Genomic DNA, 20,134 nt, shown 5'->3' with positions numbered 1-20,134 from the left:
AGCCTTGTAGGGTGGGCAAAGGCGCCCTTGCGCCGTGCCCACCATCTTTCGGCAATCGCGATAGAAGACGTGGGCACACTTGCGCTTTGCCCACCCTACGATTCTGCGGCTGGAGCAAAAGCCGGGTCGTAACGGCTGCAGAACTCTTCAATCGCCTCGGAGCGGAAATCGCCCAGGCGCTCGAAGATGAGCTGATCCGGCCAATCCCACCAGGCGATCCGGCGCAGGCTTCCCGCAACGGAAGCATCGAAGCGCTTGCGGATGGGTCGCGCGGGAACGCCGCCGACGATGGTGTAGGGCTCGACATCGCGGCTGACGACCGCGCCCGCGGCGATCACCGCGCCGTCGCCGACCGTGATGCCCGGCAGCAGGATGGCGGCGTGGCCGATCCAGACATCATTGCCGACGATCACGCGGTCGCCGCGGCGATCCGCGAAGAAGTCGCGGTCACGCGTTGCGGTCGCGTCGTAATATTCAGGACAATAGGTGAAGCGATGCTGGGACGGACGGCCCATCGGATGGTTCGGCGCGCCGATCCGCACCGAGTTGGCGACGGCCGTGAATTTTCCGATGGCCGCGTCGGCGACCTCGCAATTCTCGCCGAGATAGGAGTAGTCGCCGAGCGAGGCATATTCGATGCGGGTATGGCTGAGGATCTCGCAGCGGCGCCCGATCTGCGCCTCGCGCCGGCGCACCGTGTCATGGATGATGGTTTCCGCGACCTTGGGGCGGGATGAGGCATCCATGAGGTGGCTCCGAGAGCAGGTGCCGTAGGGTGGGCAAAGGCGTGAAGCGCCGTGCCCACCATCTCACGGCAATCGCGATTGAAGTGGTGGGCACGTCATTCCGGGGCAGCTCGAAGAGCCGAACCCGGAATCTCGAGATTCCGGGTCTGGTCCTTCGGACCATCCCGGAATGACAACGCCCGCCGTTACGCGTGCAGCTTCTGCAATTCCTTCAAAATCGCTTCGCCCATCTGCGTGGTCGAGGCGGAAGTGGTGCCTTCCGACTTGATGTCGGCGGTACGCAGGCCGCTGGCCAGCACCGCGGCGATCGCGGCATCGACCTTGTCGGCGAGCGCACCCATGTCGAAGGAATAGCGCAGCGCCATGCCGAACGACGAGATCATCGCAATGGGATTGGCGAGGCCCTTGCCGGCAATGTCGGGCGCCGAGCCGTGCACGGGCTCGTACAGCGCCTTGCGCTTCTTGCTCTTCACATCGACCTCGCCGAGCGAGGCCGAGGGCAGCATGCCGAGCGAGCCCGTCAGCATCGCCGCGATGTCGGAGAGCATGTCGCCGAACAGATTGTCTGTGACGATGACGTCGAACTGCTTCGGCCATTTCACCAGCATCATGCCGCCGGAATCGGCGAGCTGATGCTCGAGCGTGACATCCGGGTATTCGCGCTTGTGGACCTGGGTCATGACCTCGTTCCAGAGCACGCCCGACTTCATGACGTTGCGCTTCTCCATCGAGGTCACCTTGTTCTTGCGCTTCTTGGCAAGCTCGAAGGCGACACGGCCGATGCGCTCGATCTCATAGGTGTCGTAGACCTGGGTGTCGATGGCGCGCTTCTGGCCGTTGCCGAGATCGGTGATGGTCTTGGGCTCGCCGAAATAGACGCCGCCGGTGAGCTCGCGCACGATGACGATGTCGAGGCCTTCGATCGCATCGCGCTTCAGGCTGGAGGCGTCCGCCAGCGCCGGGTAGCACACGGCCGGACGCAGGTTGGCGAACAGGCCGAGATCCTTGCGCAGGCGCAGCAGGCCGGCTTCGGGGCGCACCTCGTAGGGCACCGCGTCCCACTTGGGACCGCCGACCGCGCCGAAGATGATCGCGTCGGCGTCTTTGGCCTTGACCATGTCGCCTTCGGAGATCGACACCTTGTGCGCGTCAAAGGCGGAGCCGCCGACGAGCCCGGTGTCGGTCTCGAACTTGGCGATCCCGGCCGAATTGAGCCAGTCGATCAGCCGCTTCACCTCGCCCATCACCTCGGGGCCGATACCGTCGCCGGGGAGCAGCAGCAGTTTGTGGGTCGCCATGGTCGTTTCCTCTCAGATCGAATTCGGCCGGAGTGCTAGAGCGGCGTTGCGCGCTTGGCAAGACACCATTGCCGCGGCGCGGCTGTGCAAGTCCGTCGGGGCCTGCCACACTGCGCAGGCCGGAGTACCCCTTGCACGCACCTGACCGCCCCCTGCCCGACGCGCACCCCGCGCGGCTGATCCTGACCCTGTCGCTGGCGGCAACGGTCGGGCTCGGCATCGGCCGCTTTGCCTATGCGCTGGTACTGCCGGATATGCGGGAGACCCTCGGCTGGTCCTACTCGGCGGCCGGTTTCATGAACACCATCAACGCCGTCGGCTATCTCGTGGGCGCGCTGGTGGCGTCCCGGCTGATCCAGCGCGTCGGCTGGTCGGCGGCGATCCGAGGTGGAACCCTGGCCTGCGTCGCCGCACTCGCCACCTGCGCGCTGACGGGCAATTTCGTCGCGCTGAGCCTGGCGCGCCTCGTGCTGGGACTGGGGGCCGCGGCCGGCTTCGTTGCCGGCGGCGCGCTGGCCGCGACCATCGCGCAGTCGCAGCCCGCGCGGGCCAATTTCCTGCTCAGCCTGTTCTATGCCGGCCCCGGCATCGGCATCCTCGCCTCGGGGCTGATCGCCCCGTTCACGCTGCAATATTTCGGGCCGGGCTCGTGGTGGATCGTCTGGTGGGCGCTGACACTGCTGTCCGTCGCGATGACGATCCCGCTGTTCCTGATCCGCATCGAGAGCGCCGCACGGTTCACGGAAGGCAGCCACGCCGCCTTCGCGATTCTCCCCGTGCTGATCTATCTCGCCGGCTATTTCCTGTTCGGCGCGGGCTACATCGCCTACATGACCTTCATGATCGCCTATGTGCGCGACGGCGGCGGCGGGGCCGCGGCGCAGGCCGCGTTCTGGAGCCTGATCGGCCTCAGCGCTTTCGTCACGCCCTGGGCCTGGCGCGGCGTGCTGGCGCTCGACCGCGGCGGATTGGCCACCGCGATCATCCTCGGTACCAACGCGTTGGGCGCGGCCTTGCCGATGCTGGGGCATTCGCCGGCTTGGCTCGCCGTCTCAGCCGTCGTGTTCGGCGTCGCCTTCTTCGCCGTGGTCGGCTCGACCACCGCTTTCGTCCGCTTCAACTATCCGCCCGAGACGTGGCCGACCGCGATCGCGGCGATGACGATCTCGTTCGGCGTCGGCCAGACGCTCGGCCCGATCGTGGTCGGCGCCATCACGGATGCGCTGGGGAGCCTGAGCTACGCGCTGAACGTGTCGGCGGCGCTGCTGGCGCTGGGGGCGGTGGCGGCGTTGTGCCAAAGGAAGGTGGGGCCCGCCAGGCAATAGGTGCCGTAGGGTGGGTTAGCCGTAGGCGTAACCCACCACTTCTGTCACTGCGGAAACCAAAGAGGTGGGTTAGCTTTGCGGACTGCGCTTTGCGCATCCGCAAAGCTAACCCACCCTACGGCAGCGTGCCTAACTCCCGCTGAACGAATTGTACCCCTGGTCTTCCCAGTAGCCGCCCTTGTAGTCGTTCGTGACTTCCATCGAGACCACGTATTTCGGGTTCTTGAAGCCGAGTTTTGTCGGCACGCGGATCTTCATCGGGAAGCCGTAGGCACGCGGCAGAATCTCGTTCGCGTATTTGAACGTCATCTGGGTCTGCGGATGCAGGGCGCTGCGCATGTCGAGCGGCGAGTTGTAGCCGTCCTTGTCGGCGCATTGGAACCAGACGTATTTCGCGCGCGTGTCGGCGCCGATCAGTTTTAAGAAATCGCGCAAGGGCGTGCCGGTCCAGCTGCCGATCGCGCTCCAGCCCTCGACGCAGATGTGGCGGGTGATCTGCGTGACCTGCGGGAGCTTGTACAATTCAGGGAGCGTCCATGACTTCTTGTTGTCGACGAGACCGCGCACCTCGAGCTTCCAGTCGGCGCCGTCGACGTCGGGCGCATCGTCGAGATCGTAATAGGCGTTGAACGGGAACGGTTTTGTAATCGCGCTCTCGGGAAAGGTCGGCGCCAGCGCGTCGGGATTGAAGATGAAGGCCTGCACGGCATCGTTGAACTTCGAGACGCTCTTCAGCATCTCCTCGGCGGAGGACGAGTCGATCACGTCGCAACCGGTGAGCAGCGTCAACGCGCCGAGGCTGGCGCCACCCGCAATGAAGCGGCGGCGGGTGACATCAGGCATCGTCTTGATGGAGTCCTTGATCAGCAGCCGCTTGTCGACGCCGGGGATCAGGAATGAGCGCTTGGCCATGATGGTTCTCCTAATCAGCGGCCAATGATCATCGCGCGCAGGCTCTTCGGCACCAGCAGCGCGAGCAGAACGTGAATGACGAGGAAGGCGCAGATCGCGGCCATGCAGAAGAAGTGGATGTAGCGCGCGGTCGGGTAGTCGCCGAACAGCATGACCAGCCAATGCAGCTGCACCGGCTTCCACATCCCCAGCCCCGTGAGCACGATCAGCACGCCGACCACGATGATGCCGGCGTAGAGCACGCGCTGCACGTAATTGTAGACGGTGAGGTCGTCATGGCCGAGCTTGAAGGTCAGGGCCGCCCTGACGTCGTGGAGCACGCCTGACGGGGTGATCGGCAGCAGTTTCTTAGCGAACCGGCCGGTGGCAAAACCGGTGACGAGATAGGCAAGGCCGTTGAGCATCAACAGCCACATCGCTGCAAAGTGCCAGAGCAGGCCGCCGCCGAGCCAGCCACCCAGCGTGTAGTCGCGCGGAAAACTGAAGCCGAACAGCGGCGAGGCGTTGTAGATCTGCCAGCCCGACAGGATCATCAGGATCATGGCCAGCGCATTGACCCAGTGCATCACCCGGACCCAGGCCGGCTGGATCACTTTGGCCGGGGTGGCCCTGACCTGCTCGTCGGTGACTGTGAGGCTCGCCATGATGGTTCCGTCCTGAACGTCGTGTGACACCGAATATACGCCGATGCGTCCGCTTTCGTTACGCCCCGTCCGGCATCGAATCGATGTCGTCAGGCTATGGCGGTCACAATAAAGCGAGCCGGGCACCCCCGGCTCGCCGTTTCGTCGCATCCTGTCCGGGGGATGAAACAGGGGTGCGCGGTGTTACGTCGCCGGCATCAGCACGGTGTCGACCACATGGATGACGCCGTTCGACTGGTTGACGTTGGAGATCGTCACCATCGAGGTGCCGCCCTTGGCGTCGACGATCCAGGTCTTGCCGTCCATCTTCTTCACCGTCAGTTCCTCGCCCTCGGCTGTCTTCAGCTTCTTGCCCTCGGTGAGGTCGGAGGCCTCGAGCTTGCCGGGCACGACATGGTAGGTGAGGATCTTGGTCAGCGTCGCCTTGTTCTCGGGCTTGACCAGATTGTCGACGGTGCCGGCCGGCAGCTTGCCGAAGGCGGCGTTGGTCGGCGCGAACACCGTGAACGGGCCCTTGCCTTCCAGCGTCGGCACGAGACCGGCCGCTTTCACCGCAGCAACCAGCGTGGTGTGGTCCTTCGAGTTGACGGCGTTCTGGACGATGTTCTTGGACGGGAACATCGCGGCGCCGCCGACCATGACAGTCTTTTCCTCGGCGCGGACAGGTGCAACGACGGTCGCGGTGATGGCGAGGGCGCTGAAGGCAGCGGCAGCGAGATAGGCAATACGCTTCGACATGGAGAGTCTCCCGATTGAATGGTGACCGGCGGTGGCCGGTGTTTGAGTTGGGCAACAACGGCGGCTGCGACCTGTTGGCGTGAAGCAGCAGCGCCGTCGTTGGCCGAACTACGGGACGGTTTGCGATGCGGTTTCGCGGAAAAATTCTTTGTGATGCGTGAAACTATGCGGGGGGATGGCCGTGTGATGCGCGAGCGCGCTACACATTCCGCCGTCGTCCTGGCGAAAGCCAGGACCCATTACCCCAGGGAGAAGCCGTATCGCGAGGCGGTGACTCCGGGTCTTCGCCAAACTATTCCCTGGGGTAATGGGTCCTGGATCTGCGCTCCGCTTATCCAGGACGACGATGGAAGAAGGAGCGAGGTGCCGCCGCGTAGGGTGGGCAAAGGCGCGAAGCGCCGTGCCCACCATCTCTCTCCGCAATGACGAGTGGTGGGCACGCTTCGCTTTGCCCACCCTACGGCAGTGTGCGTGTTGCGGCGGTGTGCCCGCACTAATCCCTGTTCGTCGGCGTTTGAATGAATCCGCGATTGTGCGTCGGGCTGATCAGCAGTTCGTTGATGCAGACGCGCGCGGGCATGCTGGCGATGAAGGCGATGGTGCGGCCGAGATCCTCGGACTGCAGCATCCGCGCCTGCTCCTCCTCGCTCGGCACCACCGGGCGCAATTTCAGGATCGGCGTCGCCACCTCGCCCGGCATCAGGCAGCAGGCGCGCAGGCCGTTGACGCATTCGTCCATGTTGAAGGAATGGGTCAGCGCCAGCACCGCGTGCTTGGTCGTGGTGTAGGCCGGGCCCGGCATCTTCGAGACGTGGCGGCCGGCCCAGGACGAGACGTTGATGATCGAACCATCCTGCTGCTTGCGCATCGTCGGCAGCACCGCGCGCATGCAATAGAGCACGCCGTTGAGATTGACCTGGACCAGCCTGTCCCAGCCCTCCAGTTCCATGTCCTTCCAGCTGCGCTTGGGGACGTTGATGCCGGCATTGTTCACGAGCAGGTCGATGCGGCCGTGCTTCGCCACGATCCGATCGGCCGCTGTCTGGGCGTCGGCGGCGACCGAGACGTCCAGCGCAAGGGCCTCAGCCGCCCCGCCCGCCCCGGTGATCTTCGCAACCACGGTATCCAGGGCTGACTGCCGCCGGCCCGAGACCACGACTATCCAGCCGTCGGCCGCCAACGCCTCGGCGCCGGCCTCCCCGATCCCGCTGCCGCCGCCCGTCACCCAGGCCACGCGTTTCCCGTTTTTTGTCATGCAAACTGTCTCCGTTGCTTCATCGGGGCGGTTTTTGCTAATCCAGCCCTCGGTTTTGACCGGCCTTCGCCGGCGAGGAATGTTGCATGAACCAAGCTGCCAACGCCAACCTGTTCTCCCGCCTGTTCGACGGCCTCGACGATCCCAAGCGCCTCGCGATCGAGACGCAGGATGGCGCCCATATCAGCTATGGCGATCTGATCGCGCGGGCCGGGCAGATGGCAAACGTGCTGGTGGCGCGCGGCGTGAAGCCCGGTGACCGCGTCGCGGTGCAGGTGGAGAAATCCGTCGCCAACATCGTGCTGTACCTGGCGACCGTGCGGGCCGGCGCGGTCTATCTGCCGCTCAACACCGCCTATACGCTGAACGAGCTCGACTACTTCATCGGCGACGCCGAGCCGTCGCTCGTGGTCTGCGATCCTTCCAAGGCGGAAGGCCTCGCCCCGATCGCCGCCAAGGTGAAAGCTGAGGTCGAGACGCTCGGGCCCGACGGCAAGGGCTCGCTGACGGAAGCCGCCGACAAGGCCAGCAGCGCATTCGCGACGGTCTCGCGCGCCAACGACGATCTCGCCGCGATCCTCTACACCTCGGGCACCACGGGGCGCTCCAAAGGCGCGATGCTGACGCACGACAATCTGGCGTCGAATTCGCTCTCGCTCGTCGGCTACTGGCGCTTCACCGACAAGGACGTGCTGATCCACGCGCTGCCGATCTATCACACCCACGGCCTGTTCGTGGCGACCAACGTGACGCTGTTCTCACGCGCGTCGATGATCTTCCTGCCGAAGCTTGATCCTGATCTCATCATCAAGCTGATGGCGCGCGCCACGGTGCTGATGGGCGTGCCGACGTTCTATACCCGCCTGCTGCAGAACGCCGCGCTGTCGCGCGAGACCACAAAGCGCATGCGGCTGTTCATCTCGGGCTCGGCACCGCTGCTCGCCGAGACCCATCGCGAATGGTCGGCGCGCACGGGCCACGCGGTGCTCGAGCGCTACGGCATGACCGAAACCAACATGAACACGTCGAATCCCTATGACGGCGAGCGTGTCCCCGGCGCGGTCGGCTTCCCGCTCCCCGGCGTCGCCGTGCGCGTCACCGACCCCGAGACGGGCAAGGAGCTGGCGCACGAGCAGATCGGCATGATCGAGGTGAAGGGCCCGAACGTCTTCAAGGGCTATTGGCGCATGCCGGAGAAGACCAAGTCCGAATTCCGGCCCGACGGCTTCTTCATCACCGGCGATCTCGGCAAGATCGACGACAAGGGCTACGTCCACATCCTCGGCCGCGGCAAGGATCTCGTGATCTCCGGCGGCTTCAACGTCTACCCCAAGGAAATCGAGAGCGAGATCGACGCCATGCCGGGCGTGGTCGAATCCGCCGTGATCGGCGTGCCGCATGCCGATTTCGGCGAGGGCGTCACGGCGGTTCTCGTCTGCAACAAGGGCGCCGACGTCAGCGAAGCCTCGGTGCTGAAGGCGCTCGACGGCCGGCTGGCAAAGTTCAAGATGCCCAAACGCGTCTTCGTCGTCGACGAGCTGCCGCGCAATACGATGGGCAAGGTGCAGAAGAACGTGCTGCGAGATACGTACAAGGATATTTACGCGAAGAAGTAGGATTGGAGCACGCGGTTCGTAGGGTGGGTTAGCCGAAGGCGTAACCCACCGCTTTGATCTCCGCGGTGACAGAAGTGGTGGGTTACGCCGAGCGATTGCGCTTTGCGCAATCGCAGGGCTAACCCACCCTACGATGCTGAGAGTGTCCGACGCGCGTGCACCAAACCTGTCACTGCCCGCCCACCAAGCTCATCACGAACCGGCTGCCGACGATAAATAGATAGCACCCGAACGCCACTTCCAGCGTCCGCTTCGACATCGCGTGCGCGGCTCTCACGCCGAGCGGCGCGGTGACGAGGCTCATCGGCATCACCAGCACGGCGCCGATCAGCGAGACATAGCCGAGCGCGAACGGGGTTTGCAGCGCCGCGACGGCGGGATAGTTCCCTGCCGCAGGCCAGCCGGCATAGATGTAACCGAGCGCGCCGGGGATCGAGATCAAGACCGCGAGGGCCGACGAGGTCGCGACCGCCTGGTGGATCGGCCGCCCGTAGAACGTCATCAGCAAATTCGAGAACAGGCCGCCGCCGATGCCCATCAGGGTCGACAGGATGCCGACGCAGAAACCGTAGACGCGCATCAGCGGCCCTTTCGGCAGATCGTCGCCGAACTTCCAGCCTTCGCGTGCGAGGATGAGACGCGCTGCGGCCGACCAGGCGACGCAGACGAACACGATCTTGAACAGCCGCTCCGGCGCAAAGCGCGCGATCACGCTGCCGGCGACGACGCCGATCACGATCGGCAGCCACCAGACCCGCAGGATGCTCATATCAACGGCGCCGCGCTTGTAATGCGCCTGGAACGAACGGATCGAGGTCGGGATGATCACCGCGAGCGAGGTGCCGATGCAAAGCGGCATGCGCACCTCGAGCGGCACGCCGGCGATACGAAAGCATTCGTAGAACACCGGCACCAGAATCGCGCCGCCGCCGATGCCGAACACGCCGGCCAGAAATCCCGAGAGCGCGCCGGTTGCGATCAGCAGCAGCGCGAGCTCGACGATCTCCTTGATATCAAGACCTGCAATCACCCCTGACCTGCCCCGGCGACTGGTCGCAGCCTCTCCGAGACGTGCGCTCGGAGTTGGCTGCAGGCCAAGCTCTAAGCGATCTGATTTGGACGGTCGACAGCGTCGTCTCCTGTCTTGGGTGGAATGCAGGCTGCGCATATCCGCCCGCGATGCGAAAAATCGGTGCGCGTGACGGCAGTTGCTGATGCCTCGTCAGCCGCCCAAGCGGCCCCTTGGCATCGTGAACTGACTGGTTCGAACCCCAGGCTGCGCAAGGCGCGTTAGAGCCGTTCCAATAGTGATTTCAATGCGCCTCAGCGGTCACTCCAAGAGGTGAATTTTTGTTCCGTCTTTGGGCGGCGCGCCACCCGCCTGGTATACCAAGCCCCTGATTGGCCTTGTTTCATCAAGGCCCTAGAGCTGAACCCAGGTTCGATTTATGGCGATTTGGTGATTGCGCAGGCGAAATCGACTCCGTAAATAGAGCCGACCTTTCGCGATCCCCGCGCGCGCCCTCAAGGGCCGCCACACAACATCAAAGCCCATGACCGCACGGATCGAACGACCCCTTTCACCACACATGCAAGTCTACCGCTGGACGTTGACGATGGCGCTGTCCATCGTCCATCGCGCCACCGGTATTGCCCTCTACGTCGGAACCCTGCTGCTGGCCTGGTGGCTGATCGCGGCGGCCTCCGGCCCGGCCGCCTATGCCCACGTCCTGGCCTTCACCGGCAGCATCATCGGCCGGCTGATCGTGTTCGGCTACACATGGGCGCTGATGCACCATATGCTGAGCGGCATCCGGCATTTCGTCTGGGACCTCGGCTACGGCTTCAAGGCCAATGAGCGCGAAGCGTTGACCTGGGGGGCGCTGATCGGCGGCATCGCGCTGACGGTGCTGATCTGGATCATCGCCTATGCGATCGGAGGCGGACGATGAGCGCGACCGGTACGCCCAAGCGCAGCATGCGCACCCCGCTCGGCCGCGTCCGCAATCTCGGCGCAGCGCATTCCGGCACCGGCGACTTCTGGCGCCAGCGCGTCAGTGCGGTGGCGATGGTGTTGCTGATGATCCCGGTGATCGTCGTCATCATGATGCTGCTCGGCCGCAACCAGGCCGGCGCCAAGCAGATCCTCGGCTCGCTGCCGATTGCCATCATCATGGTGCTCTTCATCGTTGCCAGCGCGTGGCACATGAAGATCGGCATGCAGGTCGTGATCGAGGACTACGTCCACAACGAGAAGCTGAAGCTCACCGCGATCATGCTCAACAATTTCTTCTCGATCGCCGTGGCGCTCGCCTCGATCTACGCGATCCTCCAACTGTCATCCGGAGTGTAACCCATGGCCAACGAGACGAATGGCAAGGGCAACGGCGCTCCCGCCACCAACGGCAAAGCCTACCCGATCGAAGACCACACCTATGACGTCGTCGTGGTCGGCGCCGGCGGCGCGGGCCTGCGCGCCGTGGTCGGCTGCAGCGAGGCGGGTCTTCGCACCGCCTGCATCACCAAGGTTTTCCCGACCCGCTCGCACACGGTCGCGGCGCAGGGCGGCATCTCCGCCTCGCTCGGCAACATGCACAAGGACGACTGGCGCTGGCACATGTACGACACCGTGAAGGGGTCGGACTGGCTCGGCGACCAGGACGCGATCGAATACATGGTGCGCAACGCACCCGACGCGGTCTACGAGCTCGAGCATTGGGGCGTGCCGTTCTCGCGCACCGAGGACGGCAAGATCTACCAGCGTCCGTTCGGCGGCATGACCATGGACTACGGCAAGGGCCAGGCGCAGCGCACCTGCGCCGCAGCCGACCGCACCGGTCACGCCATGCTGCACACGATGTACGGCCAGTCGCTGCGCCACGCGGCCGAGTTCTTCATCGAGTTCTTCGCCATCGACCTGATCATGGACGACCAGGGCACCTGCCGCGGCGTCATCGCGCTCAAGCTCGACGACGGCACGCTGCATCGCTTCCGCGCCCAGACCGTGATCCTCGCGACCGGCGGCTACGGCCGCGCCTACGCCTCCTGCACCTCGGCGCACACCTGCACCGGTGACGGCGGCGGCATGGTGCTGCGTGCCGGCCTGCCGATGCAGGACATGGAGTTCGTGCAGTTCCACCCGACCGGCATCTACGGCTCGGGCTGCCTCGTCACCGAAGGCGCCCGCGGCGAAGGCGGCTATCTCGTCAATTCCGAGGGCGAGCGCTTCATGGAGCGCTATGCGCCGTCTGCAAAGGATCTGGCCTCGCGCGACGTCGTCTCGCGCGCGATGACCATCGAGATCCGCGAAGGCCGCGGCGTTGGCAAGAAGAAGGACCACATCTTCCTGCATCTCGACCATCTCGATCCCGCCGTGCTCGCCGAGCGCCTGCCGGGCATCTCCGAATCCGCGAAGATCTTCGCCAATGTCGACGTGACGCGCGAGCCGATCCCGATCGTGCCGACCGTGCACTACAACATGGGCGGCATCCCCACGAACTATCACGGCGAGGTGCTGACTAAGAAGGACGGCGACGACAACGCCATCATCCCCGGCCTGATGGCGATCGGCGAAGCCGCCTGCGTCTCCGTGCACGGCGCCAACCGCCTCGGCTCCAACTCGCTGATCGACCTCGTGGTGTTCGGCCGCGCCGCCGCGCTGCGGCTGGCCGAGAAGCTGACGCCGAACGCCGAACAGCCCGAGCTGCCGGCGAACTCGGCCGAGCTCGCGCTCGGCCGCCTCGACCATTACCGCTACGCCTCCGGCGGCACGCCGACCGCGAAGCTGCGCGAAGGCATGCAGCACGTGATGCAGACCAATTGCGCGGTGTTCCGTACCGGCGAAGTGCTGAGCGAAGGCCAGAACCTGATCCAGAAGGTCCACAGCGGCATCACCGACATCGCCGTGTCCGACCGCTCGCTGGTGTGGAATTCGGATCTCGTCGAGACGCTCGAATTCGACAATCTGATCTCGCAGGCGGTCGTGACGATGAACTCGGCCGCCAACCGCACCGAGAGCCGCGGCGCGCATGCGCGCGAGGACTTCTCCGCGCGCGACGACAAGAACTGGATGAAGCACACGCTGGCCTGGCTGGACGATAGCGGCAAGGTCAAGATCGAGTACCGCCCGGTTCACGACTACACCATGACCAACGACGTGCAGTACATCCCGCCCAAGGCTCGCGTTTACTAAACGACGCGCGTGTACTGAGCGAACAGCGAAAGCTTTATCGAAATGGTTGAATTCGCACTTCCGAAGAACTCGAAGATCACCGGCGGCAAGACCTGGCCGAAGCCCGCGGGCGCGACAGATGTTCGCGAGTTCCGCGTCTATCGATGGAACCCGGACGACGGCAAGAATCCGAGCGTCGACACCTATTACGTCGACACCAATGATTGCGGTCCGATGGTGCTGGACGGCCTGATCTGGATCAAGAACAACATCGACCCGTCGCTGACCTTCCGCCGCTCCTGCCGCGAAGGCGTCTGCGGCTCCTGCGCAATGAACATCGACGGCCAGAACACGCTCGCCTGCACCCGCTCGATGCACGACGTGAAGGACGGCGCGGTGAAGATCAATCCGCTGCCGCACCAGCCTGTCGTGAAGGACCTCGTCCCCGACCTCACCAATTTCTACGCGCAGTACGCCTCGGTCGAGCCATGGCTGAAGACGACCTCGCCGACGCCGCAGAAGGAATGGCGCCAGAGCCATGAGGACCGCGAGAAGCTCGACGGCCTCTACGAGTGCATCCTCTGCGCCTGCTGCTCGACCTCGTGCCCGAGCTATTGGTGGAACAGCGAGCGCTATCTCGGCCCCGCCGCGCTGCTCCAGGCCAACCGCTGGGTCTCGGATTCCCGCGACGAGGCGACCGGCGAGCGCCTCGACAATCTCGAGGACCCGTTCCGTCTCTACCGCTGCCACACCATCATGAACTGCGCCAAGGCGTGCCCGAAGGGCCTCAACCCGGCCGAAGCCATCGCCGAGCTCAAGCTCAAGATGATCGAGCGCCAGATCTAGGCGCTGTCATGCGATCCCCGGCCGGGACGGCCGGGGCATTCTGCGGCAGGCTCGAATTCGAGTGAAATTCGCCCCCGATCGCCGGTGCGGGCGAATCGGCGGATTACAACCCCCAGTTTAGGCCATAAGCCGCTTCCTTCCCGGCGGGAAATTCAGCTAAGCTCTCCGGTCTGGGACCGGAGCGACCGTGCAGGGCTCGCAACGCAATTCGCTGAAACTGCTGCAGTGGATGATGGCAGCATCCCTGGCGCTGCCGATTGCGCTGTTCGTCTTCGCCTCCACGATCTCCTACACATCGACAAACGACATCGCCGACCGGGAGATCGAGCGCACCCTCGATGTCGCGCATGAGCACGCGCTCAAGGTGTTCGAGACCATCGACCGCAGCATCGCCGAGCTCAACGAGGTGGTGCGCGGCCTTGCCGACGACATCATCCGCGCGCGCGAGGCGGCGCTGCACCGCCGCCTGAAGCGGCTGGCCGATTCGCTGCCGCAGCTCAAATCGGCCTGGATCTTCGATACGGACGGCAAAGCGCTGGTCAACAGCCTCGCCTCGCCGCCGCCGGAGCTGAGCTTCGCGGACCGCGATTACTTCTATGCCCATGTCGACCAGGCCATCGGCACCTACATCGGCATGGCCCTGACGCCGCGCCCTCCCTATCAGGGCGCGCGCTTCTTCGGGGTGAGCCGCCGCCGCGATTCCGATGACGGCCGCTTCATCGGCGTGATCCAGGCCTCGGTCCTCCCCGAATATTTCGAGAGCTTCTACGCCAGGATCGGCACCGATCCCGGCAGCTTCTTCGCGATGGGGCGCACCGACGGTGCGGTGCTGGCGCATTTTCCCCGGCTCGACCGCGACCTTCGGCTCGATCCGAACGGGCCCGTTGGCCAGAACATCGCCGCCCACCCCGAGCACGGCCTCATGACCATCGCCTGGCCGTCGGACGGGATCGAGCGCCGCATCGGCTATCGGCGCGTCGCCGAATATCCGATCTATATCAGCGCGGGGCTCGAGACCTCGGCGATCCGCGCGCGCTGGCTTGCCACCATGGGCCAGCATCTGGTGTTCGGCCTTCCCGCGACCGCGCTCCTCTTCCTGCTGCTGGCGATGGCGATCCGGCGCACCCAGCATCTGCAGGCCGAGGCCGCGGCGCGACGCGAAGCCGAGGACGCGCTCAAGCACAGCCAGCGCCTGGAGGCGCTCGGGCAGCTCACCGGCGGCGTCGCACACGACTTCAACAATCTGCTGACGGTGATCCGGGCTTCGGTCGATCTGTTGAACCGGCCGCAGCTGACGGAGGAGCGGCGCCAGCGCTACATCACCGCCATCGCGGACGCGGTCGCGCGCGCGGCCAAGCTGACCTCGCAGCTGCTCGCCTTCGCACGGCGCCAGACCCTGAAGCCGGAAGTGTTCGACATCGGGGAGCGGGTGCAGTCGCTGCGCGACATGCTCGCCACGTTGCTCGGCCCCGCGATCGAGATCACCATGCGGCTGCCGGCCGAGCCGTGCCTCGTCAACGCCGATGCCAGCCAGTTCGAGACGGCGCTGATCAACATGGCGACCAACGCGCGCGATGCGATGCAGGGCAAGGGCAGGATCGCATTCAACGTCGAGGCCGCGACGACCGTTCCGGACACGCTGGCCGTCGTCCCGGGCGGACAGCCCTCGGGTCACCATGGCTTCATCCGCATTGCCGTCAGCGATACCGGTATCGGCATTCCCGCCGCGCGGCTCGGGCGCATCTTCGAGCCGTTCTTCACCACCAAGCAGATCGGTCACGGCACCGGTCTCGGCCTGTCCCAGGTGTTCGGCTTCGCCCGGCAATCCGGCGGCGAGGTGACCGTTACCAGCGAGGTGGGCCACGGCAGCACCTTCTCGCTCTATCTGCCGCGCGTACCGCCGGACCTGCTGCCGCAGCGGCAGGCGCCGAACACGGCCCCGGCAGTGGCCGGCAGCGGCATGTCGGTGCTGTTGGTCGAGGACAATATCGAGCTTGCCAATTTTGCCGCCGACGGCCTCACCGAGCTCGGCTACAGCATCACGCTCGTCGACAATGCAAGCGATGCGCTTGCCGAACTCGTCGTGGACGCGGATCGCTTCGACGTCGTGTTCTCGGACGTGGTGATGCCCGGCATGACCGGGCTCGATCTCGCGCGGGCGATCCGCGACCGCGGCATCGGCGTGCCGGTCGTGCTGACCACCGGCTATAGCGAGGCGCTGTCCCAGGAAGGGATCGCCGGCTTCGAGCTCGTGCAAAAGCCCTATTCGATCGAGGAGCTTTCGCGTGTCCTCCACGAGGCCGGACGGCTGCGCCGGGTGCGCGACGGTGCCACCGAGTGACCGGCATCCGGGAACCGAAGGGAACCGGTTGATTTCCTTCGCGTTGTCCGCCCATGAGCAAGCCGGGCGCAAAGCGCGAACAGGGCAAGACCCCGCCCATCGTCGAGACCAAGGGCGAGAACGGCGACGAGGTCGCGCCGCCGCCGCAGGTGCTCGAGCCTGACCCCGAGCTGACGCCCGAAGAGGCCGAGCAGGCCCGCAAGGATTATCTGCTGACGCGCTTCTGGATCAGCGCGCGCGGCTTCTGGGGAGGCAAGGGCGACCGCCTCGCCTGGCTGATCTCGATCGGCCTCGGCGTGCTGATCGTCCTGACCGTCGGTTTCCAGTACGGCATCAATGTCTGGAATCGCGCGATCTTCGACGCCATCGAGAAGCGCGAGGCCGCCACCGTCTTCCACCTCACCGCGGTATTCTTCCCGCTGGCGATCGGCAGCATCGTACTCGGCGTCGCGCAGGTGTTTTGCCGCATGGGCATCCAGCGGCGCTGGCGGGCCTGGCTGACGGCGAGCGTGCTGACGCGCTGGCTGAAGAATGGCCGCTACTACCAGCTCAATCTCGTCGACGGCGACCACGGGAATCCCGAATACCGGATCGCGGAGGATTTGCGCGTTGCGACCGATTCGCCGGTCGATTTCCTCGCCGGGGTGACCTCGGCATTGCTGTCGGCCGTGACCTTCATCGTCGTGCTCTGGACCATCGGCGGCGCGCTCACCGTCACGCTTGGCGGCTCCACCATCACCATTCCCGGCTTCCTCGTGATCGCCGCGATGCTCTATGCCGCGATCGCCTCCGGCTCGATCCTGGTGATCGGCCGCCAGTTCGTGCAGGTCTCCGAGGACAAGAACCAGGCCGAGGCCGATTTCCGCTACACGCTGACGCGCGTGCGCGAGAACGGCGAGAGCATCGCACTGCTCGGCGGCGAGGAAGAAGAGCGCGACGGCCTCGACCGCAACTTCACCAACGTGCTGCGGCAATGGGCGCGGCTCGCCGGACAGCACATGCGCACCACATTGGTGTCGCAGGGCTCCAGCCTCGTTGCACCGGTCGTGCCGCTTCTGCTCTGCGCACCGAAATTCCTCGACGGCAGCATGACGCTGGGGCAGGTGATGCAGGCCGCCTCCGCCTTCACCATCGTGCAGAGCGCCTTCGGCTGGCTGGTCGACAATTATCCGCGGCTTGCCGACTGGAACGCCTGCGCGCGCCGCATCGCCTCGCTGATGATGTCGCTCGACGGTCTCGAACGCGCCGAGCAGGGCGACGGGTTTGGCCGCATCAAGCGCGGCGAGACCAGCAACGAGGCCATGCTGGAGCTGAACGACCTCTCCGTCACGCTCGACGACGGCACCGCCGTCGTCGGTGAAACGGAAGTGGTGATCGAGCCCGGCGAGCGCCTCCTGGTCGCCGGCGAATCCGGCACCGGCAAGAGCACGCTGGTGCGCGCCATCGCAGGGCTCTGGCCATGGGGCGGCGGCAGCGTCAATTTCCATGCAGACCGACGACTGTTCATGCTGCCGCAGCGGCCCTACGTGCCATCCGGCTCGTTGCGCCGCGCCGTCGCCTATCCCGGCGCGGAAGAGGATTGGACCGTCGAGGAGATCGGCGAAGCCCTGCGCAAGGTCGGCCTCGACCATCTCAAGGAGAAGATCGCGGAAGAGGGACCTTGGGACCAGACGCTGTCAGGCGGCGAGAAGCAGCGCCTCGCCTTCGCGCGGCTCCTGCTGCACAACCCCGACATCGTCGTGCTCGATGAAGCGACCTCGGCGCTCGACGAGAAGAGCCAGGACAAGATGATGAAGATGGTCACCGACGAGCTGCCGAAGGCGACCATCGTCAGCGTCGCCCACCGCGCCGAGCTCGAAGCCTTCCACAGCCGCAAGATCGTGCTGGAGCGGCGCAAGGGCGGCGCCAAGCTCGTCAGCGACATCGACCTGATTCCGCGCAAGGGCAAGCGAAGACTGCTCGGCCGTTTCCTGCGCCAGCGCAAGGCTCCGAACAAGGCGGCGTAGGACTCGCTCTCTCTCTCCGTCGTCCCGGACAAGCGAAGCGCAGATCCGGGACCCATACCCACAGGGAGCAGTTTGACGAAGACTCGGAGTGGGGATCTCGCGTCGCACTTCTCCCTGGGGTTATGGGTCCCGGGTTCGCTTCGCGCCCCGGGACGACACCGATGATCGAGCGTTGGAGTCCCCGGCAAAACCGGCTATGCATGCGCCGCCTGCAACGAGGATCGCCTGCTTGACGCCCGACAACGCCCCTTCATCCGCGCCGTTCGGCGCGTTTGCGCCGAACGCGGCGCAGGCTGCGATCATTCGCCTCGCACAACAGTCGGGGCTGAAGCGCGGCGCCTTCCGGCCCTGGATGTCGCGGCTGGTGAACCTGCTGCGCGGCGGCCCGGTGGACGTGCAATATCAGGGCGCCTCGTTCCGCTTCTATCACCAGGGCAGCGCGACCGAGCGCGGCGCGCTGTTCAACCCCGACTACAATCTCGACGAGCTGGATTTCCTGCGCCAGCACACGCAAGCGGGCGGCACGTTCGTCGACGTCGGCGCCAATGTCGGCACCTTTGCGCTGGTGATGGCGCAGCAGGTCGGCACCCAAGGCAAGGTGATCGCGATCGAGCCGCATCCGATGACGTTCGGCCGGCTCTCGTTCAACCACGCCGCATCGAAGACGGCCCAAGTGCGCCTGGTGCAGGCCGCAGCCGGTGACAGCGACGGCGAGCTGATGATCGAGAGCGGCGGCGGCAATCTCGGCGCCACGCATGTCGTCACCGGCACCGCGAGCGCGGAGGCCATCAAGGTCCCGTCGCTTCGGCTGACGCGCATCCTCGACGAGGCCGGCGTCCGCCAAGTCGAATCGCTCAAGATCGACGTCGAGGGTTTTGAGGACCGCGTGCTGATCGGCTTCTTCCGCGACGCGCCGCAATCGCTGTGGCCGCGCGCGGTCGTGATCGAGCATCTGTCACAAAATGAATGGCAGCAGGATTGTATTGCTGACATGGTCGCGCGCGGCTTTACGATCGTGCGCAAGACACGGAGCAATACGTTCCTGTCGCGCTGACAAGACGAACGACGGAGGTTTGCGATGATCGACCATCTGGGCTTCTCGGTCTCCGACTATGAGCGCGCCAAGGCATTCTACGCCAAGGCGCTGGCGCCGCTCGGCTACAGCCTGATCATGGAAGTCACGGCGGAGCAGACCGGCCACGATCCGGCCGCCGGCTTCGGTGCCGACGGCAAGCCGGATTTCTGGATCGGCGGCGAAGGCGCCATGAACAAGCCGGTGCATGTCGCGATTCTCGCGAAAAATCGCGCCACGGTCGACGCGTTCTACAAGGCGGCGATCGCGGCCGGCGGCCGCGACAACGGACCTCCCGGCATCCGCCCGCATTATCATCCAAACTATTACGGCGCGTTCGTGCGCGATCCCGACGGCCACAACATCGAGGCCGTCTGCCACGCACCCGAATAAGGCGCATTCTCCGACGACACGACGAGGAACCTCGGCGCGGCATCCTCGTTGTCGTTCTCTGGACAACTGACCTCGATGATGCCGATGCCGATTGAGCCGCCCGAGATTCCGCCGTCGACGCCCGGCACGCCCACCGAGCCGCCACCTGGAATTCCGCCGGGCAATCCGCAGCCTGAAATCACACCGCCGGTGCGAGAGCCCGGCTCGCCACCGCGGCCCGACGAATTGCCGGGCCGCATGCCTGAAGAGATTCCACCGCGCGGTCCGGACGGACCGCGCACGCCCAACCCTGCGACGGACGCAACGCCGTCGCGGGATCGCACGTGAGGCGAACGATCACATGTGAGGCGATTGCAACCTGCGTCTGAATGCGCAATGAACGTCACCATAGTCAGGTGATTTGCATGCAGAAATAAATCGGACTGCGACCGCTTCGCCCGCCACAATGCGGCCTAACGCGTAGCCGTTCATCCCAACACTTCGTCAAAGAACCTTCCGGGGAAGTTCACCACCATGATCAATCTACGTTTCGTGCTGCTTGCCACGACGGCTCTCACCGCGATGCAGTTCGCAAGCTCCGCATCGCATGCGCAAAGCGCGCCGCTCGTGATCGCACAGGCCCAGCCCCAAGAGACTGGCCCTGACGGAAAACCGAAGCAGCCTCCGAAGGAAGCGCCAAAGGGACCGCCGCCTGCCGCGCGTCCGGCCGCTCCGCCGCCCGCGGCAGCACCGACCCACCCGCCCGCTGCGCCGCCGCCGGCTGCCGCACCG

Annotated in this window: 18 protein-coding genes and 1 pseudogene; 12 read left to right on the top strand and 7 right to left on the bottom strand. The window is 65.3% G+C overall.

The window, feature by feature from the left end:
- Positions 1-95: 95 nt before the first annotated feature.
- Positions 96-746 carry a DapH/DapD/GlmU-related protein gene (locus RAD15_RS41835; protein WP_458184543.1) on the bottom strand — a complete coding sequence of 217 codons (651 nt, stop codon included), beginning with the start codon at positions 744-746 and terminating at the stop codon, positions 96-98.
- Between the two features lie 185 nt (positions 747-931).
- A complete protein-coding gene (gene leuB, locus RAD15_RS41830; RefSeq protein ID WP_458184542.1) occupies positions 932-2,044 on the bottom strand; it encodes a 3-isopropylmalate dehydrogenase in 1,113 nt (370 codons plus the stop codon).
- Between the two features lie 131 nt (positions 2,045-2,175).
- On the opposite strand from leuB, the gene RAD15_RS41825 reads away from it, so the two are divergent.
- Positions 2,176-3,369: a YbfB/YjiJ family MFS transporter gene (locus tag RAD15_RS41825; RefSeq protein WP_458184541.1), complete on the top strand. Its 1,194-nt coding sequence runs from the start codon at positions 2,176-2,178 to the stop codon at positions 3,367-3,369.
- A 129-nt stretch (positions 3,370-3,498) separates the two neighbouring features.
- Here RAD15_RS41825 and RAD15_RS41820 read toward each other — a convergent pair whose 3' ends face one another.
- The 4 genes from RAD15_RS41820 to RAD15_RS41805 form a co-directional block, all read right to left on the bottom strand.
- A complete protein-coding gene (locus tag RAD15_RS41820; RefSeq protein WP_458184540.1) occupies positions 3,499-4,281 on the bottom strand; it encodes a molybdopterin-binding protein in 783 nt (260 codons plus the stop codon).
- Positions 4,282-4,295: 14 nt separating this feature from the next.
- Entirely contained in the window at positions 4,296-4,925 is a 630-nt protein-coding gene (locus tag RAD15_RS41815; RefSeq protein ID WP_458184539.1) for a cytochrome b/b6 domain-containing protein, read from the bottom strand.
- A 183-nt stretch (positions 4,926-5,108) separates the two neighbouring features.
- Positions 5,109-5,663, bottom strand: coding sequence for a fasciclin domain-containing protein (locus RAD15_RS41810; RefSeq protein ID WP_028139268.1), 555 nt, complete (start codon positions 5,661-5,663; stop codon positions 5,109-5,111).
- A 493-nt stretch (positions 5,664-6,156) separates the two neighbouring features.
- Positions 6,157-6,918 carry an SDR family oxidoreductase gene (locus RAD15_RS41805; RefSeq protein WP_458184538.1) on the bottom strand — a complete coding sequence of 254 codons (762 nt, stop codon included), beginning with the start codon at positions 6,916-6,918 and terminating at the stop codon, positions 6,157-6,159.
- 86 nt (positions 6,919-7,004) lie between these two features.
- Here RAD15_RS41805 and RAD15_RS41800 point away from each other — a divergent pair, with 86 nt between their 5' ends.
- A complete protein-coding gene (locus RAD15_RS41800) occupies positions 7,005-8,534 on the top strand; it encodes a malonate--CoA ligase (RefSeq protein ID WP_458184537.1) in 1,530 nt (509 codons plus the stop codon).
- A 169-nt stretch (positions 8,535-8,703) separates the two neighbouring features.
- Here RAD15_RS41800 and RAD15_RS41795 read toward each other — a convergent pair whose 3' ends face one another.
- Positions 8,704-9,564 carry a sulfite exporter TauE/SafE family protein gene (locus RAD15_RS41795; protein WP_458184536.1) on the bottom strand — a complete coding sequence of 287 codons (861 nt, stop codon included), beginning with the start codon at positions 9,562-9,564 and terminating at the stop codon, positions 8,704-8,706.
- A 523-nt stretch (positions 9,565-10,087) separates the two neighbouring features.
- Between RAD15_RS41795 and sdhC the strand changes: the two genes are divergently transcribed.
- The 10 genes and pseudogenes from sdhC to RAD15_RS41745 form a co-directional block, all read left to right on the top strand.
- Positions 10,088-10,486: a succinate dehydrogenase, cytochrome b556 subunit gene (gene sdhC, locus RAD15_RS41790; RefSeq protein WP_458184535.1), complete on the top strand. Its 399-nt coding sequence runs from the start codon at positions 10,088-10,090 to the stop codon at positions 10,484-10,486.
- A complete protein-coding gene (gene sdhD, locus RAD15_RS41785; protein ID WP_458184534.1) occupies positions 10,483-10,887 on the top strand; it encodes a succinate dehydrogenase, hydrophobic membrane anchor protein in 405 nt (134 codons plus the stop codon). Before sdhC ends, sdhD begins: the two co-directional genes overlap by 4 nt.
- 3 nt (positions 10,888-10,890) lie before the next feature.
- The gene (sdhA, locus tag RAD15_RS41780) at positions 10,891-12,726 is read left to right on the top strand and encodes a succinate dehydrogenase flavoprotein subunit (protein ID WP_458184533.1); all 1,836 of its coding nucleotides are present in this window, start codon (positions 10,891-10,893) and stop codon (positions 12,724-12,726) included.
- A 42-nt stretch (positions 12,727-12,768) separates the two neighbouring features.
- Entirely contained in the window at positions 12,769-13,551 is a 783-nt protein-coding gene (locus RAD15_RS41775; RefSeq protein ID WP_458184532.1) for a succinate dehydrogenase iron-sulfur subunit, read from the top strand.
- A 187-nt stretch (positions 13,552-13,738) separates the two neighbouring features.
- The gene (locus RAD15_RS41770; protein WP_458184531.1) at positions 13,739-15,892 is read left to right on the top strand and encodes an ATP-binding protein; all 2,154 of its coding nucleotides are present in this window, start codon (positions 13,739-13,741) and stop codon (positions 15,890-15,892) included.
- Between the two features lie 53 nt (positions 15,893-15,945).
- The gene (locus RAD15_RS41765; RefSeq protein WP_458184530.1) at positions 15,946-17,898 is read left to right on the top strand and encodes an ABC transporter ATP-binding protein/permease; all 1,953 of its coding nucleotides are present in this window, start codon (positions 15,946-15,948) and stop codon (positions 17,896-17,898) included.
- Positions 17,899-18,127: 229 nt separating this feature from the next.
- On the top strand, positions 18,128-18,952 hold the full coding sequence (locus RAD15_RS41760) for an FkbM family methyltransferase (protein ID WP_458184529.1): 825 nt from the start codon (positions 18,128-18,130) through the stop codon (positions 18,950-18,952).
- Between the two features lie 24 nt (positions 18,953-18,976).
- Positions 18,977-19,363, top strand: a complete 387-nt coding sequence (locus RAD15_RS41755) for a VOC family protein (RefSeq protein ID WP_458184528.1) — start codon at positions 18,977-18,979, stop codon at positions 19,361-19,363.
- 84 nt (positions 19,364-19,447) lie between these two features.
- Positions 19,448-19,690, top strand: coding sequence for a hypothetical protein (locus RAD15_RS41750; protein ID WP_458184527.1), 243 nt, complete (start codon positions 19,448-19,450; stop codon positions 19,688-19,690).
- Between the two features lie 186 nt (positions 19,691-19,876).
- Positions 19,877-20,134, top strand: a pseudogene (locus RAD15_RS41745) (OmpA family protein); the annotation flags it as partial.

Source organism: Bradyrhizobium sp. 14AA (assembly GCF_054185205.1).
Note: the sequence above shows the minus strand (reverse complement) of the source record. Positions and strands in the feature narration are given on the sequence as shown.